We start from the raw sequence: 16,701 nt of genomic DNA on the forward strand, positions 1-16,701 counted from the left end.
CCGGCACCCGCTGTGTAGCATGCAATTATGCCTGGCGCGCACTGGCGAGCAGTGCGCCCACCAGCATAAAGAGTGAACCAAATACTCTGTTCAGCGCTTTCATCTGGCGTGGCCCTTTAATCCAGCCTGCAATACGTTGTGCCAGTGTGGCATAACCAATCATCACCACAATATCCACCGCGACGGTTGTTACACCCAACACCACATACTGCATGACCTGCGGTTGGTGCGGCACAATAAATTGTGGAAACAGTGCGGCCAGGAAGACAATGCTTTTGGGGTTGGTCAGATTGACAAAGACCGCACGCTGGAACAATTTGCGCCGTGGTTGTTGTTGCGCCAGGGTTTTCAGATCAAGCGCACCTGCCGCCCGCCATTGCTGAATCCCCAACCACACCAGGTAAGCGGCACCAGCCCATTTGAGAATTTCGAACGCCAGTAGCGAGTGAGAGAACAACGTCCCTAAACCCACGCCGACCAGAACAATATGAATCGCCAGCCCGGTTTGCAGGCCCGCTATAGATGCTGCGGCACCACGGTAACCATGGCTCATGGCGGTACTCATGGTATTAATTGCGCCAGACCCTGGCGATAAACTTAAAATGATCGTTGTAATAAAATAGGTAAACCACCACTCGAGACTCATCCTGGATTCCTGATCTGCACACTTTTATGTCACAATACGCCATTGTCTGGTGTTGCGCTATGGCTCACAAAAAAAGTGCTATTCCACTACTGAAAGGTGCTGATGCTTGCTATGAAAAAGCACAAAAATGAGTGGACCGAAAGGGAAAAAGCTTTTGCTGCTTTTGCTGTGGGTCCGCTGAATGATTTCTGGCAACAGCGTGAAGAATGCGAGCTCGCAGGTGTTGGCGGCGTGCCCATTCGTTATGTTCGTTTCCGTAGCAAAAAACACCACCAGGTGGTGGTTATTTGCCCCGGGCGCATTGAAAGTTACGTGAAATACGCTGAAGTTGCCTGGGATCTGTTTCATTGCGGGTTTGACGTATTAATCATTGATCATCGCGGGCAGGGGCGATCCGGGCGGATGCTGGACGATCCCCATCGTGGCCATGTGGTGAATTTCAGTGATTATGTCGATGATTTAACGTCATTCTGGCAGCAGGAAGTCGCTCCGGGTCCGTGGAAAAAACGTTTTGTTCTGGCGCACTCTATGGGAGGCGCGATAACGGCGCTGTTCTTAAGCCAAAACCCACAGGCCTGTGATGCCGCCGTGTTATGCGCCCCGATGTTTGGCATTGTTATTCGCCTGCCAGACTGGATGGTGCGGCATATCCTTGACTGGGCAGAAGGCTACCCAAAAATCAGTGAAGGTTATGCAATGGGCACCGGGCGCTGGCAACCGTTACCCTTTGTGATGAATACATTAACCCACAGTCCTGAACGTTACCGGCGTAATCTGCGTTTGTATGCGGATGATCCGCGGTTACGTGTGGGTGGCCCAACTTACCATTGGGTTCGGGAAGGTATCCTTGCAGGTGAACAGGTTTTGGCAGAGGCCACTGCTATGACCACGCCGGTATTGCTCCTGCAGGCAGAACAGGATCGTGTCGTGGATAACCGGATGCACGATAAGTTCTGTGAAATTAGAGCCGCGGCGGGCCACCCATGTGAGGGGGGAAAACCTTACGTCATAGAAGGTGCGTATCATGAGATCCTGTTTGAAAAGGACGATATGCGCGCTGCTGCATTGCATGCCATTGTGGACTTTTTTACACGGCATGCAGACTAAAGGCACGAGGCCTTAACGTTATTTCCACCAGAGGTAGAATCGCCTATGTACCATGTTGTCGCGTCGGATTTAGACGGCACACTGTTATCGCCTGAGCACAGGCTTACGCCATTTGCCAAAGAGACATTAAAGCTGCTGGTAAACCAGGATATTCATTTTATTTTCGCAACTGGTCGGCACCATATTGATGTCAGCCAGATTAGGGATAACCTGGGTATTCAGTCGTATATGATTACGTCCAATGGTGCCCGGGTGCACGATAACCAGGGTAACCTGGTGTTCTCTCATGACCTGGACCGGGACATTGCTGGCGACTTGTACGGCATGGTTGTGGGCAACAAAGACATTACCACTAATGTGTATCGTGGTGATGAATGGTTTATCAGCCAACCACGGCCTGAAGATATGGTCTATTTCCGTGAGGCAGTATTTAACTACCAGGTGTTCCAGCCAGGTATGCTGGAAACCGATGGCGTCAGCAAAGTGTTCTTTACTTGTGACTCCCACGAGAAGCTGTTGCCACTGGAGCAGGCCATTAATGCCCGCTGGGGTGACCGGGTTAATGTCAGTTTCTCAACAGTAACATGCCTTGAAGTGATGGCAGGTGGTGTCTCAAAAGGCCATGCGCTGGAAGCGGTTGCGAAGGCGATGGGCTACCAGTTAAAAGACTGTATCGCGTTTGGCGATGGCATGAATGACAAAGAGATGCTCTCTATGGCCGGGAAAGGCTGCATCATGGGAAATGCTCATCAGCGCCTGAAAGACTTGTTGCCCGAACTGGAAGTGATTGGAACCAACGTAACTGATGCTGTACCGCATTATCTGCGGAAATTATTTCTCTCCTGAGAACGTCAGTTAACTAACGAGTGGTTTTATTTTAACCACTCGTAAACTAAATAGTTGGGCGCGCAGCTGCCTGTCTCGCTAAAATATTGGTTCGTTTCATTATGAGCCAATATGCCGTGATCTTACTGATAATCACCACTATCTTGTGGGCTTTTTCCTTCAGCCTGATAGGCGAATACCTCGCCGGTCATGTTGACAGCTACTTTTCTGTTTTGATGCGTATTGGCCTGGCCGCACTGGTCTTTTTGCCTTTCCTGCGAACCTGCGGGCAAAAATGGCGCACGTTATTGTCCTATATGCTGGTTGGCGCCATGCAACTGGGCGTGATGTATCTGTTCAGCTTTCGGGCTTATCTCTACCTGACAGTGTCGGAATTTCTGCTATTTACTATCTTCACTCCACTGTATGTCACACTGATATACGATGTGCTGAGCCGCCGCCGGTTGCGCTGGGGGTATGCGCTTAGTGCTTTGCTGGCAGTGACCGGTGCCGCGATTATTCGTTACGACAAACTGAGTGATCACTTCTGGCTCGGCCTGTTACTGGTGCAACTTGCCAATATCAGCTTTGCCATTGGCATGGTGGGCTACAAACGCCTGATGGAAGTGCACCCAATGCCGCAGCACAGTGCGATTTCCTGGTTTTATATGGGAGCACTGGTTGTGGCGGTTATTGCCTGGTTTACGTTGGGTAACCCAAATAAACTGCCAGAAACCTCGTTACAGTGGGGCATTCTGGTCTGGCTGGGAGTGGCTGCATCCGGGCTGGGGTATTTTATGTGGAACTATGGCGCGACACAGGTGGATGCCGGGACGCTTGGCATTATGAACAACGTCCATATCCCGGCCGGGCTGCTGGTAAACCTGGCTATCTGGCAGCAACAACCCCACTGGAGTAGTTTTCTTATTGGCGCAGCAGTGATTCTGGCTTCACTGTGGGTGCATCGGCGCTGGGTCGTTCCGCATTCTTCACAAACGGCAGGTGGTCGCAGGCGTGCTGGCGCGCCGAGCGAGTAAACGCGTCAATAACTGGTTGGCGCTGCTCTCCGTCCCGCACGGCAGCGTACAACCGGCTCCATAAACCTTCACCTAATGTCCGGGTCACGACCAGCCCCTGTCGTTCAAAACTTTCCACTACCCAGTGCGGCAAGGCTGCAATTCCCATGCGGGCTGCCACCATTTGGATGAGCAGCAAAGTATTATCAACACTTTTTAACGATGGGCTGATACCTGCGGGCTGCAGAAAATGACGCCAGACATCAAGGCGCTGGCGCTGTACCGGGTAAATTAACAGCGTTTCACGTGCCAGGTCTTCCGGGCTGATTCGGGCTTTTCCTGCCAGTGGGTGATCTGCAGCCAGAACCAGACGTACTTCGAAATCAAACATCGGCGAATAATGCAGACCGCTACGCGGCAGAATATCGGATGTCAGTACGATATCCAGCTCACTTTGTTGCAAGGCGGGTTGCGGGTCGAAAGTGACGCCGGATTTAAAATCCATCTCTACCTGTGGCCACAACTTGTGGAAATGTTCCAGAGCGGGGGTCAGCCACTGGATGCAGCTATGGCATTCAATCGCAATGCGCAAAGTGCTTTGTTGTGGCTCATTGCAATCCTGCAGCGCCTGCTGAATTTGTGGCAACACCTGTGCGGCCAGTTGTAACAGGATTTCACCCTGGGGAGTGAAACGCAGAGGCTGGCTTTTACGGATAAACAGCCTGAACCCGAGCCGTTGCTCCAGATCGCTGAACTGGTGAGAAAGGGCGGATTGCGTCTGGTGCAGGACGGCAGCGGCAGCGGCCAGTGACCCACTACTGCGGAGTGCCTGCAGGGTTCTCAGGTGTTTTATCTCGATCATGAAAGTCCTTCACTTCGCCTTGAGGATTTTGCGCTTGAGGAATATACAGTACCTGCGGAATATAGATGTGTAAACATCTGGATGGCTAAATGGAGAAAGAAAATGACTGTCCTCAACCATACCCTCGGTTTTCCGCGTATTGGCCTGCGACGCGAACTGAAAAAAGCACAGGAAAGTTATTGGGCTGGCACTCTGAGCCGTGAAGCGTTGTTCGAAACCGGGCGTGAATTACGCGCACGCCACTGGCAACAACAAAGTGATGCCGGTATCAACATACTTCCTGTTGGCGACTTCGCCTGGTACGACCATGTTCTTGGCACCAGTCTGTTGTTGGGCAATGTCCCTGCACGCCACCAAAATTCCGATGGCAGTATTGATATCGACACCTTATTTCGTATTGGCCGTGGCCGGGCACCTACAGGGGAACCTGCTGCTGCCGCAGAAATGACCAAGTGGTTTAATACTAACTACCACTATATGGTGCCGGAATTTACTCAGGGGCAGTCATTTCACCTGGCCTGGACACAACTGCTGGATGAGGTTGATGAAGCCCTGGCGCTCAACCACAGAGTAAAACCTGTGTTACTGGGGCCGGTGACTTATCTATGGTTGGGGAAAGTGAAAGGTGAGGCTTTTGACCGTTTGTCTTTACTCAACGATATTCTGCCAGTTTATCAGCAGGTTTTGGCGGAACTGGCAAAACGTGGCATTGAGTGGGTACAAATAGATGAACCCGCTCTGGTCCTGCAATTGCCAAAGGCGTGGCTGGAGGCATTCAACCCGGCTTACGAGGCGCTGAATGGCCGGGTCAAATTACTGCTGACTACCTATTTTGAAGGTATCACCCCTAACCTCGAGACTATCACTGCATTACCTGTACAAGGGTTGCATGTCGATTTGGTTCACGGCCATGATGATGTGACTGAATTACACCGCAAACTGCCACCAGACTGGTTATTGTCTGCCGGTGTTATCAACGGGCGTAATGTCTGGCGCGCTGACTTAACACAAAAATACCAGCAACTTAAAGGCATTGCTGGCCGGCGCCCGCTATGGGTTGCCTCTTCTTGTTCTTTACTGCACAGCCCCATTGACCTGCGTGTTGAAACCCGCCTTGATGACGAAGTGAAAAGTTGGTTTGCCTTCGCGGTACAAAAATGTGAAGAGCTGGCGTTACTTGCTCATGCGCTGAATAGTGCTGATACCCGTAATCTGGTTGAATGGAGTGCCCCGATTCAGGCCCGGTCTGATTCTCGCCGTGTGCATAACCAGGCTGTTGCTGAGCGGCTTGCAGCTATTGGTGAACGAGACAGCCAGCGAGCAAGCGCGTACGCAAAACGCGCTCAATTGCAGCGTGCGCACTTTAATTTGCCTGCCTGGCCGACCACCACAATAGGTTCATTCCCGCAGACTAAAGAGATTCGCGGCCTGCGCCTGGATTTCAAACAGGGGCGTTTGGATGCGGGCAATTACCGCACCAGTATCGCTGAGCATATCCGCCAGGCGGTGCAGGAGCAGGAACGCCTGGGGCTGGACGTGCTGGTGCACGGTGAGGCAGAACGTAATGATATGGTTGAGTATTTTGGTGAGCATCTTGATGGTTTTGCGTTCACCCAAAACGGGTGGGTACAAAGTTATGGTTCGCGCTGTGTGAAACCGCCTGTTGTGACTGGCGATGTCAGCCGCCCGGCACCCATTACAGTTGAGTGGGCTAAATATGCCCAGTCATTAACAGATAAACCGATGAAAGGCATGTTGACCGGCCCGGTGACGATTTTATGTTGGTCATTCCCTCGCGAAGATGTCAGCCGCGAAACCATTGCGAAACAGATTGCCCTGGCACTGCGCGATGAAGTGGCAGACCTGGAAGCAGCAGGTATTGGCATTATCCAGATAGATGAGCCCGCGTTGCGTGAAGGTTTACCGCTACGCCAGAGTGACTGGCAGGATTATTTGGCATGGGCCGTGGAAGCATTCCGTCTGAATGCTGCGGTTGCTAAAGACGAAACACAGATTCATACCCATATGTGTTACTGCGAATTTAATGACATCATGGATTCCATTGCGGCACTGGATGCTGATGTTATTACTATCGAAACATCACGCTCTGATATGGAACTGCTGGAATCCTTTGAAGAGTTTGAATACCCGAACGAAATTGGGCCTGGTGTCTATGACATTCACTCACCCAATGTGCCTGATGTTGCCTGGATAGAAAACCTGCTGAAGAAAGCCGCCCGTTATATTCCGGCTGAACGGTTGTGGGTAAACCCGGATTGCGGGCTGAAAACGCGGGGCTGGCAAGAAACCCGCGCAGCACTGGCAAATATGGTTGAGGCTGCCCGTAACCTGCGCCAGTCCTGTTAATCAATCCGTTTAAGTGTGGCCTGCAATGAGTAGCCGGTAATGAGTAACCAGCAATGAAAAAGGAAAGGCTTTTGGCCTTTCCTTGTTTTTTTATAACGTTAGCTACCTATTTTGCGCCTTTATCATATGCCGTGAACCAGGCGAGCATTCTTTCCCAGCCATCCTGCGCTGACGCCTGGTGGTAGCTGGGACGGTAGTCAGCGTTAAATGCGTGCCCCGCTTCCGGGTAAACCACGATTTCTGCTTTCGCATTTGCTGCGCGCAATGCCTGGCGCATGGTTTCTACGCTGTCGAGCGGGATGCCGTCATCTTTGCCGCCATACAAGCCCAAAACAGGAGCGCTAAGGTTTGCAGTAACATCAACCGGGTGTTGAGGTGATGTCAGCGTGTGTGCGCCAACCAGGCGGCCATACCAGGCCACAGCAGCTTTAAGCTGGGGGTTATGTGCGGCATACAGCCAGCTAATACGACCGCCCCAACAAAAACCAGTAACAAACAAACGGTGCAGATCACCATGGTGTTTACCGGCCCAGCTAGCCACATGATCAAGGTCGGCCAGCACCTGAGCATCGGGTACTTTGCTCACCAGATCGCGGAGTAATGCGCTGATCTCATCGTATTCATTCGGGCACCCCTGGCGGAAATAGAGTTCCGGAGCTACGGCCAGATACCCCAGGTGCGCCAGACGCCTGCATACATCTTTTATATGTTCATGCACGCCGAAGATCTCTTGCACCACAATGACAACGGGCAAAGGAGCGGCTACATCCTGTGGCCTTGCATACCAGGCTGGCATGTTTTCACCCTGGGTTGCTATGGTCGTTTCGCCTGTGTGTAACCCCTCATCGCTGGTATGAATGACGGTTGATGTTACTGGGGATACCGCAGGTGCGAATTGGTTATTGGCAGGCGTGGTTGTCTTTTTTTCTGTCATAGCAATCTCCATGTGAATAGCGCATAAACTTAACTATAGCTGCACAAGGGTGGGCTGGCAGTGTACAAAAAGTGTAATTAAAACAAATTTCTTAACTGGTCCGATTACAATTTGTGATTAATATCACAATCTATAAGCAACGTAATGTAATCTTGAAGTTTTAAGGTGATTACTGTCACTTTTTAAAGCCAGATACTTCAGTAGAGTACAGTTTTACTTCACCCGAACATTGACTCAAAGAGGAGTGATTTATGTCCAGGTCTGATGTGTTTCATCTTGGGCTTACCAAAGCGGATTTACAGGGCGCAACACTGGCGATTGTTCCGGGCGATCCTGAGCGGGTGGAAAAAATAGCCGCATTAATGGATAACCCGGTAAAACTGGCCGCACACCGTGAATTTACGTCATGGAGAGCGGAGTTAGCCGGGAAATCGGTCATTGTTTGCTCCACCGGCATTGGTGGCCCGTCTACCTCGATTGCTGTTGAAGAGTTAGCTCAACTGGGTATTCGTACCTTCCTGCGTGTAGGGACCACTGGTGCCATTCAGCCGCATATCAATGTTGGCGATGTCCTGGTCACAACGGCATCTGTGCGCCTTGATGGCGCGAGCCTGCATTTTGCACCGATGGAGTACCCGGCGGTGGCGGATTTTGCCTGCACTACTGCATTAGTCGAAGCAGCCAAAGCCGTTGGTGCTACCACTCATATTGGGGTGACTGCATCGTCTGATACTTTTTACCCAGGCCAGGAACGCTATGACACGTTTTCCGGGCGCGTTGTCAGCCGCTTTAAAGGCTCTATGGAAGAGTGGCAACAAATGGGTGTCATGAACTACGAAATGGAATCTGCGACGCTGCTGACTATGTGTGCCAGCCAGGGTTTACGCGCCGGTATGGTTGCTGGTGTCATTGTTAACCGCACCCAGCAAGAAATCCCTAACGCGGAAACCATGAAACAAACGGAAAGCCATGCGGTGAAAATCGTGGTAGAGGCTGCGCGTCGCCTGCTGTGATTATTGCCAATACACCAGCGGGGGACCCTCCGCTGGTTTATCTCATGCTCTCTTGTTCCTCCCTCCTGAACGGCGAAAAAACAGCCAAATTACCTCAAGATAGCCATCCGGCACCATAAAGCCTTTTAATCTGGACATTTATACAGCAAAATTTTAGCAGACTCAGATTTTCAGGTGGGAGGGAGTGTGGCATTTACCTGGTTTTTCCTTGCGGGCGGATTAGCCGTAGGCGGCTTAACGGGCTGGTTGCTTGCCAGTTTGCGCGCAGCACGGCATATGGCAGAAGAACAGGCCGCGCATCGTGATGTGTATGGTGAACTTATGGCAACCCGCCAGCAACTGGTGCAAAGCCAACACTGGCAAGAAGAATACGAACAACTGAATCAGGAGTTGCGTAATCAACTGGATATTAACCGTATTCAGGAAGCAGACCTGCGGGAAATGGCCACCCGGCTGGAAGAAAACCGTTTACATACGGAAGATAAACACCGGCAGATGATCAACAGTGAACAACGCCTGAGTGAACAGTTTGAAAACCTGGCTAACCGCATTTTTTCTCAAAGCCACCAACGTATGGATGAGCAGAACCGCCAGAGTTTGTCGGGCCTGCTGGCACCTTTGCGGGAACAACTGGACGGCTTTCGTCGCCAGGTTCAGGAGAATTTTGGAACAGAGGCACGTGAGCGGCATACCCTGACCCACGAAATTCGGCAACTACAGCAGCTCAATGCGAAGATGACGCAAGAGGCAGTCAACCTTACCCGTGCGCTGAAAGGTGATAATAAAACTCAGGGGAACTGGGGAGAAGTGGTTCTGGCTCGTGTTCTGGAAGCTTCCGGTTTGCGGGAAGGGGCTGAATATGAAACCCAGGTCAGTGTCACATTAGATAACCACAGCCGTATGCAGCCCGATGTGATTGTGCGCCTGCCACAAAATAAAGATGTGGTAATAGACGCCAAAATGACGCTGGTGGCCTATGAGCGCTATTTTAATGCCGATGATGATGTGACCCGTGAAGCGGCACTTAGTGAACATATTGCGGCAATACGTAACCATATTCGCCTGCTGGGCCGTAAAGATTATCAACAACTTCCCGGTTTACGCTCGCTGGATTATGTGCTGATGTTTATTCCGGTGGAGCCCGCTTTTTTATTGGCAATAGACCGCCAGCCAGAGCTGATTAGCGAAGCTTTGCGCAATAATATTATGCTGGTCAGCCCGACAACGCTGTTGGTGGCACTGCGCACGATAGCGAACCTGTGGCGCTACGAGCATCAAAGCCGTAATGCCCAACAAATCGCTGAGCGTGCAAGCCGGTTGTATGACAAAATGCGCCTCTTTGTTGATGATATGATGGCAATAGGGCAAAGCCTTAACAAAGCCCAGGACAATTATCACCAGGCAATGAAAAAATTAGCTCATGGGCGCGGGAATTTGCTGGTTCAGGCAGATTCATTCCGTGAGTTAGGGGTAGAGATCAAGCGTGAGATAAATCCTGAACTAACAGAACAGGCACGCCAGGAAGATACTGATGCCAGTGTGGCATCACGGCAGGATACGCCACTACCGCCCTGACAGGCGCAATAACAATCGTTCGGTGGTATTTTGCCACCGGGTTTGAGACTTAGAGCAATATTGCGCAATCTGTTACACTTCACACTCTTTTTTAGGATGGGCAGGCACTAAGATGGCTGATGAATCTGATTCAAAAGATACTACGCATTTCGGTTATCGCACCGTAGCGACAGAACAAAAGGCGGATATGGTCGCGCAGGTTTTTCATTCGGTGGCGTCAAAGTACGACCTGATGAACGATCTGATGTCCTTTGGTATTCATCGCATATGGAAGCGCTTCACTATTGATTGCAGTGGTGTAAGGCGTGGGCAGTGTGTGCTCGATTTAGCGGGTGGTACCGGCGACCTGGCTGCCAAATTCTCGCGGCTGGTTGGCGACAGCGGCAAAGTGGTGCTGGCAGATATTAATGACTCCATGTTGAAAATGGGGCGTGAGAAACTGCGTAACCTCGGCATTGTCGGTAATGTTGAGTATGTTCAGGCCAACGCTGAAGCGCTGCCATTCCCGGACAATACCTTTGACTGCATTACCATCTCTTTTGGGCTGCGTAATGTGACAGATAAAGACAAAGCGTTGCGCTCAATGTTTCGCGTTCTGAAACCCGGTGGTCGGTTGCTGGTGCTGGAGTTTTCTAAACCCATTCTGAAACCGCTCAGTAAGGCTTATGACGCGTACTCTTTCCATGTCCTGCCGCGGATTGGCGAATTGGTTGCTCATGATGCGGAAAGTTACCGCTACCTGGCTGAGTCGATTCGCATGCACCCTGACCAGGAAACACTGAAGGGCATGATGGAAAACGCCGGGTTTGAAAACGTCACTTATTTCAATTTGACTGGCGGAATTGTCGCACTGCATCGCGGCTATAAATTCTGAAGAAAGACCTGACAGGAGGCGCAGGATGCCATTTATGCCATTGATGACAGCAGGGATTGAAACCGCACTGAATAAGCTGCTCTGGCAGGATAAAGCACTCAGGGCAGCCCGCCTGCGGTTATACGGGAAAGTATTGCGTATCACCCTTCAGGAACTGAATGCCCCTCTTGTTATGGTTTTCAGTGAACAACAACTGGATGTCGTGGCGCAGTGGGATGGTGAAGTCGATTGCACGGTGGTAACACGGTTATCGGTTTTGCCCTCTCTGCGAGACCGTAGTCAGCTAACTCAGCTGATTCGCCAGGGTGATCTTGAGGTCCAGGGCGATATCCAGGTTGTACAGAACATGGTGGCGCTACTTGACCTGGCTGAAACTGACCCGGCAGAAATGCTGGCTCCCTGGACGGGAGACGTTGTTGCAGAAGGCCTGAGCAGGGCTGTGCGCAATGGTGGCCAATTTTTGAAGCAAAGGCTGGTACGCCAGCGCCAGAATGTATCTCAGGCTATAACTGAGGAGTGGCGTCTGGCGCCTGGCTCGCTTGAAGTTGCGTGGTTTACTGAAGAAGCACAAGCACTAAATACTGCTGTTGAAAACCTGAGTCAGCGGCTTGAGAAACTGGAGGCCAAATGACGCCAGGTGAGATTCGCCGCCTGTACTTCATCATTCGTACTTTTCTGACTTACGGCCTTGATGAACTTATCCCCAAAATGCGCATTACGCTGCCACTGCGTTTATGGCGGCGTTTGTTGTTCTGGTTGCCAAACCGGCATAAAGATTTGCCGCTAGGTGAGCGTCTGCGGTTGGCGTTACAGGAACTGGGCCCGGTCTGGATAAAGTTTGGCCAGATGTTATCCACTCGCCGGGATCTGTTTCCCCCGGCGATTGCGGATCAACTGGCTTTGTTACAAGACCGTGTTGCCCCCTTTGATGGTCGCCTTGCACAGCAACAAATCGAAAAGGCGATGGGCGATATTCCTGTGGAAACCTGGTTTGATGATTTTTCTGTCGAACCACTTGCGTCTGCATCTATTGCGCAGGTACATACCGCACGTCTGAAAGACAACGGCAAAGAGGTGGTTATTAAGGTTATCCGCCCGGATATCCAGCCTGTTATTAAAGCCGATATTCGGCTTATTTACCGCCTGGCGCGCTGGGTGCCACGCCTGATGCCGGATGGGCGCAGGTTACGCCCCACGGAAGTGGTGCGTGAATACGAAAAAACCTTAATGGACGAACTGAATTTACTGCGGGAAGCCGCCAATGGTATTCAGTTGCGCCGCAATTTCGAAAACAGCCCCATGCTGTACGTCCCGGAAGTTTACTCTGACTACTGCAGCGAGAATATGCTGGTCATGGAACGTATCTATGGGATACCGGTCTCAGATGTTGCAGCCCTGGAAAAAAATGGCACCAACATGAAGCTCCTGGCTGAGCGTGGGGTTCAGGTGTTTTTTACTCAGGTTTTTCGTGACAGTTTCTTTCACGCTGATATGCATCCGGGCAATATTTTTGTAAGTTACGAGCATCCGGAAAACCCGCAGTACATCGGTATCGATTGTGGGATTGTGGGGTCGCTTAATAAAGACGACAAACGCTATCTGGCTGAAAACTTTATCGCATTTTTTAACCGTGATTACCGCAAAGTAGCTGAACTGCATGTGGATTCAGGATGGGTTCCGCCAGATACCAATGTGGAAGAGTTTGAGTTTGCCATCCGTACCGTTTGTGAGCCGATTTTTGAAAAGCCGCTGGCGGAAATCTCCTTCGGTCATGTATTACTCAATCTGTTTAATACAGCCCGGCGGTTCAATATGGAAGTACAACCGCAACTGGTGCTGTTACAGAAAACCCTGTTATATGTAGAAGGTGTCGGGCGGCAACTTTACCCACAACTCGACTTATGGAAAACGGCAAAACCGTTCCTTGAATCCTGGATAAAAGACCAGGTGGGTATTCCCGCGCTGGTTCGGGCATTCAAAGAGAAAGCGCCATTTTGGGTAGAAAAAATGCCGGAAATCCCGGAGCTTTTTTATGAAAGTTTGCGCCAGGGGCGGCATTTACAGCACAGCATGGATAAGATTTCCCGTGAATTGCACGATAATCGGGTACGTCAGGGGCAGTCGCGATATTTGTTTGGTATTGGTGCAACACTGATTGTCAGTGGTACGCTGTTGCTAATTAATCGGCCTGACTGGGGTATGATGCCCGCATGGCTAATGGTAGGTGGCATCGCTGCGTGGCTTGTGGGCTGGTGGCGTACTACCTGATTTTTTCATTATGAAAGCGTAAGCCCCGCAATGCGCGAGGCCGGACTTCACTTTTCGTCTCTGAGGAACATTATGGGTGGTATTAGTATCTGGCAATTATTGATAATCGTTGTCATTGTTGTGTTGCTGTTTGGCACCAAGAAACTCAGTTCTTTGGGTTCTGATCTTGGCGCATCCATCAAAGGCTTTAAAAAAGCAATGAATGATGACGATGACGACAAAGGCGACAAAACGAAATCCGCACCTGATGCCGATTTCACCACCAAGAACTTGTCAGAAAAAACTGACGAGACCACGAAAGACGAACAGAAAAAGAGCGATAAAGAGCAGGTGTAAACAGTGTTCGATATTGGTTTTGGCGAGTTATTACTGATTTTTATAATTGGTCTGGTTGTGCTTGGGCCTGAACGCCTGCCTGTCGCTGTGAAAACAGTGGCGGGTTGGGTTCGGGCGTTGCGTTCGCTCGCCTCAACTGTGCAAAACGAGTTGGCGCAGGAGTTAAAGCTTCAGGAATTTCAGGACAGCCTGAAAAAAGTTGAAAAGGCGAGCATGGACCACCTGACGCCTGAACTGAAGTCTTCTATGGATGAACTGCGTGAGGCTGCTGAGTCAATGAAGCGCTCCTATAGCCAGCATGATCCAGAAAAACTCAGCGATGAAGAAAACACTATTCGCAACCCTGCGAAGCAACAGGCAGAGCAGGATGAAATAGTATCTTCGTCAACTGAACCCGGTACAGCCTCAGAAACGGTAACATCGCACTCATCTGAAGCACCCGTCAACTCGTCTGATGTACACGAGCCTGAAACGATAGCAGGCGAAACCAGCGATGAAACTCCTGTGTCTTCCGTACCGACTAAAAAAGGGTAACTATGGCAGTCGATGATACCCAACCGCTGATTAGTCATCTGATTGAGCTTCGCAAACGCCTGCTGAATTGTATGATTGCTGTGCTGGTCATCTTTCTTGCGCTGGTCTACTTTGCCAATGACATCTATCAACTGATTTCGGCGCCATTAATTAAACAGATGCCCCATGGCGCGAGCATGATCGCAACCGATGTCGCATCGCCATTTTTCACCCCCATCAAGCTGACGATTATGGTGTCGGTGATTTTGTCGGCGCCCGTTATCCTGTACCAGGTGTGGGCATTTATTGCCCCAGCGCTCTACCGGCATGAGCGGCGCCTGGTGGTGCCATTGCTGGTTTCCAGTACGTTTTTGTTTTATATCGGCATGGCCTTTGCGTATTTTGTGGTTTTTCCCCTCGCATTTGGCTTCCTTACTCGTACCGCACCCGCAGGGGTTGTGATATCGACGGATATCACTAATTACCTCGATTTTGTCATGTCGCTCTTCATGGCGTTTGGTGTGGCATTTGAAGTCCCCGTTGCGATTGTCCTGTTGTGCTGGATGGGCGTGACAACCCCGGCGGACTTGAAGAAAAAGCGCCCTTACATACTGGTTGGGGCATTTGTGGTGGGTATGCTGCTCACACCACCCGATATCTTTTCACAGACATTGCTGGCTGTGCCTATGTATTTGTTGTTTGAGATAGGCGTTTTCTGTTCCCGGTTTTATGTAGGGAAACGCCGTCCACGGGATACGTCCGATGACGAAGATCCGGATAACGCAGACAGCGCCAGCTAATTTCATTTAAACCGCCGCCCTTACTGGGCGGTCAGATTGATGAAAAAGAAGGAAAAAGCGTGGTTTTTCCTTCTTTTTAGTTATCAGCCGAAAACCAATGAATTGATTTTCCTGTTTTTTTGTTGGGTGACATCCTCTCGCCTGTGCGTACATTAGGTTTGTCATCAGACTCACCGCCCTTACCGGGCGTTTTTTTCAGGTTACTCCCATGTTTGATATTGGTGTTAATTTAACCAGCTCACAGTTTGATAAAGACCGTGCTGATGTTGTTTCTCGCGCGCAAAACGTGGGTGTCCATGGTTTGTTAGTGACGGGAACCAGTGTGCAGGAGAGTGAACAGGCACTGGCGTGTGCTACTGAGTATAAGAATTGTTGGGCAACCGCCGGTGTACACCCCCATGATGCCAGCACCTGGAGTGAAACGGTGGCTGAGCGCATTTATCGCCTGGCCGGGCAAGATAAGGTGGTGGCAGTTGGCGAATGTGGGCTGGACTTTAACCGTAACTTTTCTTCCCCCCTTGATCAGGAGCGGGCTTTTTCTGCGCAACTGGCTATCGCGGCTGAATGTGAGTTACCCGTTTTTCTTCACTGCCGCGAAGCGCACGACTGCTTTATGGTGTTGCTAAAACCGTGGCTGAATAAGCTGCCAGCGGTCGTATTACATTGTTTCACCGGAACCCGGCAAGAGGCGGATGAGTGCCTGGCGCATGGGATGTATCTGGGAGTGACCGGGTGGGTGTGTGATGAGCGCAGGGGGTTAGCTCTACGGGAATTATTACCGGTAATTCCGGCAAGCCAGCTATTTCTGGAAACCGACGCACCTTATTTGTTGCCCAGAGATCTGTTGCCCAAACCGCGTTCCCGGCGTAATGAGCCTTGCCTGTTACCGCATATTTTTCAACAGGTCGCCCGGTGGCGTAATGAAGACCCAAATGAACTTGAGGCTGCTACAGACAATAATGTACGCCGGGTTTTTAACCTTAGTTTCTGATAGCCCCTGAACCCAGGTGTCAGATTTTGCGAAACTCGGTATTTTTAACGCTTCTCAACACTTGCTTGTTCAGCAGGTTAAGCAAAAGAATGGAGCGGGTTTCGCCATCGGGTTCGGTGAAAATGGCATCCAGCCCTTCGAATGTCCCATCCGTAATTACAACCTGGTCGCCAGGATATGGCGTCTCCGGGTCGGTAATATCTGAACCCGGCTGGTAACACAATAATTGGTTGATGACATCGTCAGGCACAATGGCGGGTTGCGTACCAAAACGCACAAAATGGCTGACTCCCCGGGTAGAATTGACCGTGGTTGTGTGAATCCTTTCCGGGTCGAATTCAACAAATAAATAGTTTGGAAATAAAGGTTCCTGAACGGCAGTACGTTTGCCACGCACTATTTTTTCCAGTGTGATCATTGGCGTGACGCAATTGACAGACTGGCGCTCCAGATGCTCTTGCGCCCGTTGTACTTGCCCACGTTTACAATAAAGCAGATACCAGGATTCCATAATGTCTCTAATATTATCGCCCGACTGGCAAGCATAGCAAATAGTGCTTAAGAGGGATAGCCA

At 50.7% G+C, this 16,701-nt stretch carries 17 protein-coding genes; 13 read left to right on the forward strand and 4 right to left on the reverse strand.

Annotated features, from left to right (window positions below; all coding sequences use genetic code 11):
- Positions 1 to 25 precede the first annotated feature (25 nt).
- Positions 26 to 646, reverse strand: a complete 621-nt coding sequence (rhtB, locus tag DES37_RS22520) for a homoserine/homoserine lactone efflux protein (RefSeq protein WP_036115497.1) — start codon at positions 644 to 646, stop codon at positions 26 to 28.
- 111 nt (positions 647 to 757) lie between these two features.
- Between rhtB and pldB the strand changes: the two genes are divergently transcribed.
- The 3 genes from pldB to DES37_RS22535 all read left to right on the forward strand — a co-directional run bounded on the left by pldB (position 758) and on the right by DES37_RS22535 (position 3,615).
- Positions 758 to 1,753, forward strand: coding sequence for a lysophospholipase L2 (gene pldB / locus DES37_RS22525; protein WP_036115571.1), 996 nt, complete (start codon positions 758 to 760; stop codon positions 1,751 to 1,753).
- Between the two features lie 45 nt (positions 1,754 to 1,798).
- Positions 1,799 to 2,599 (forward strand): sugar/pyridoxal phosphate phosphatase YigL, encoded by an 801-nt coding sequence (gene yigL / locus DES37_RS22530; RefSeq protein WP_036115499.1) that lies wholly within the window; start codon positions 1,799 to 1,801, stop codon positions 2,597 to 2,599.
- Positions 2,600 to 2,715: 116 nt separating this feature from the next.
- Positions 2,716 to 3,615 carry a carboxylate/amino acid/amine transporter gene (locus tag DES37_RS22535; protein WP_036115572.1) on the forward strand — a complete coding sequence of 300 codons (900 nt, stop codon included), beginning with the start codon at positions 2,716 to 2,718 and terminating at the stop codon, positions 3,613 to 3,615.
- Here the strand turns inward: DES37_RS22535 and metR are convergent.
- A complete protein-coding gene (gene metR, locus DES37_RS22540) occupies positions 3,503 to 4,456 on the reverse strand; it encodes an HTH-type transcriptional regulator MetR (RefSeq protein ID WP_036115502.1) in 954 nt (317 codons plus the stop codon). The genes DES37_RS22535 and metR overlap by 113 nt on opposite strands.
- A gap of 102 nt (positions 4,457 to 4,558) precedes the next feature.
- On the opposite strand from metR, the gene metE reads away from it, so the two are divergent.
- Positions 4,559 to 6,823: a 5-methyltetrahydropteroyltriglutamate--homocysteine S-methyltransferase gene (gene metE / locus DES37_RS22545; RefSeq protein WP_110027963.1), complete on the forward strand. Its 2,265-nt coding sequence runs from the start codon at positions 4,559 to 4,561 to the stop codon at positions 6,821 to 6,823.
- Positions 6,824 to 6,929: 106 nt separating this feature from the next.
- Here metE and DES37_RS22550 read toward each other — a convergent pair whose 3' ends face one another.
- A complete protein-coding gene (locus tag DES37_RS22550) occupies positions 6,930 to 7,757 on the reverse strand; it encodes a dienelactone hydrolase family protein (RefSeq protein ID WP_110027964.1) in 828 nt (275 codons plus the stop codon).
- Between the two features lie 251 nt (positions 7,758 to 8,008).
- Between DES37_RS22550 and udp the strand changes: the two genes are divergently transcribed.
- The 9 genes from udp to tatD all read left to right on the forward strand — a co-directional run bounded on the left by udp (position 8,009) and on the right by tatD (position 16,127).
- Positions 8,009 to 8,770 carry a uridine phosphorylase gene (udp, locus tag DES37_RS22555; protein WP_036115512.1) on the forward strand — a complete coding sequence of 254 codons (762 nt, stop codon included), beginning with the start codon at positions 8,009 to 8,011 and terminating at the stop codon, positions 8,768 to 8,770.
- A 186-nt stretch (positions 8,771 to 8,956) separates the two neighbouring features.
- Entirely contained in the window at positions 8,957 to 10,345 is a 1,389-nt protein-coding gene (gene rmuC / locus DES37_RS22560; protein WP_110027965.1) for a DNA recombination protein RmuC, read from the forward strand.
- Positions 10,346 to 10,457: 112 nt separating this feature from the next.
- Complete coding sequence (ubiE, locus tag DES37_RS22565) at positions 10,458 to 11,219, forward strand: bifunctional demethylmenaquinone methyltransferase/2-methoxy-6-polyprenyl-1,4-benzoquinol methylase UbiE (protein ID WP_110027966.1); 762 nt, start codon at positions 10,458 to 10,460, stop codon at positions 11,217 to 11,219.
- 25 nt (positions 11,220 to 11,244) lie between these two features.
- Positions 11,245 to 11,850 (forward strand): ubiquinone biosynthesis protein UbiJ, encoded by a 606-nt coding sequence (ubiJ, locus tag DES37_RS22570; RefSeq protein ID WP_110027967.1) that lies wholly within the window; start codon positions 11,245 to 11,247, stop codon positions 11,848 to 11,850.
- Positions 11,847 to 13,487 carry a ubiquinone biosynthesis regulatory protein kinase UbiB gene (ubiB, locus tag DES37_RS22575; protein ID WP_036115521.1) on the forward strand — a complete coding sequence of 547 codons (1,641 nt, stop codon included), beginning with the start codon at positions 11,847 to 11,849 and terminating at the stop codon, positions 13,485 to 13,487. Before ubiJ ends, ubiB begins: the two co-directional genes overlap by 4 nt.
- 72 nt (positions 13,488 to 13,559) lie before the next feature.
- Entirely contained in the window at positions 13,560 to 13,823 is a 264-nt protein-coding gene (tatA, locus tag DES37_RS22580) for a Sec-independent protein translocase subunit TatA (RefSeq protein WP_036115524.1), read from the forward strand.
- A gap of 3 nt (positions 13,824 to 13,826) precedes the next feature.
- Positions 13,827 to 14,357: a Sec-independent protein translocase protein TatB gene (tatB, locus tag DES37_RS22585; protein ID WP_036115526.1), complete on the forward strand. Its 531-nt coding sequence runs from the start codon at positions 13,827 to 13,829 to the stop codon at positions 14,355 to 14,357.
- Between the two features lie 2 nt (positions 14,358 to 14,359).
- Positions 14,360 to 15,136 (forward strand): Sec-independent protein translocase subunit TatC, encoded by a 777-nt coding sequence (gene tatC, locus DES37_RS22590; protein ID WP_036115528.1) that lies wholly within the window; start codon positions 14,360 to 14,362, stop codon positions 15,134 to 15,136.
- 208 nt (positions 15,137 to 15,344) lie between these two features.
- Positions 15,345 to 16,127, forward strand: coding sequence for a 3'-5' ssDNA/RNA exonuclease TatD (gene tatD, locus DES37_RS22595; RefSeq protein WP_110027968.1), 783 nt, complete (start codon positions 15,345 to 15,347; stop codon positions 16,125 to 16,127).
- 19 nt (positions 16,128 to 16,146) lie between these two features.
- Here tatD and rfaH read toward each other — a convergent pair whose 3' ends face one another.
- Complete coding sequence (gene rfaH, locus DES37_RS22600; protein WP_110027969.1) at positions 16,147 to 16,638, reverse strand: transcription/translation regulatory transformer protein RfaH; 492 nt, start codon at positions 16,636 to 16,638, stop codon at positions 16,147 to 16,149.
- Positions 16,639 to 16,701 lie beyond the last annotated feature (63 nt).

The sequence above is a fragment of the Mangrovibacter plantisponsor genome (assembly GCF_003182475.1).
GTDB lineage: Bacteria > Pseudomonadota > Gammaproteobacteria > Enterobacterales > Enterobacteriaceae > Mangrovibacter > Mangrovibacter plantisponsor.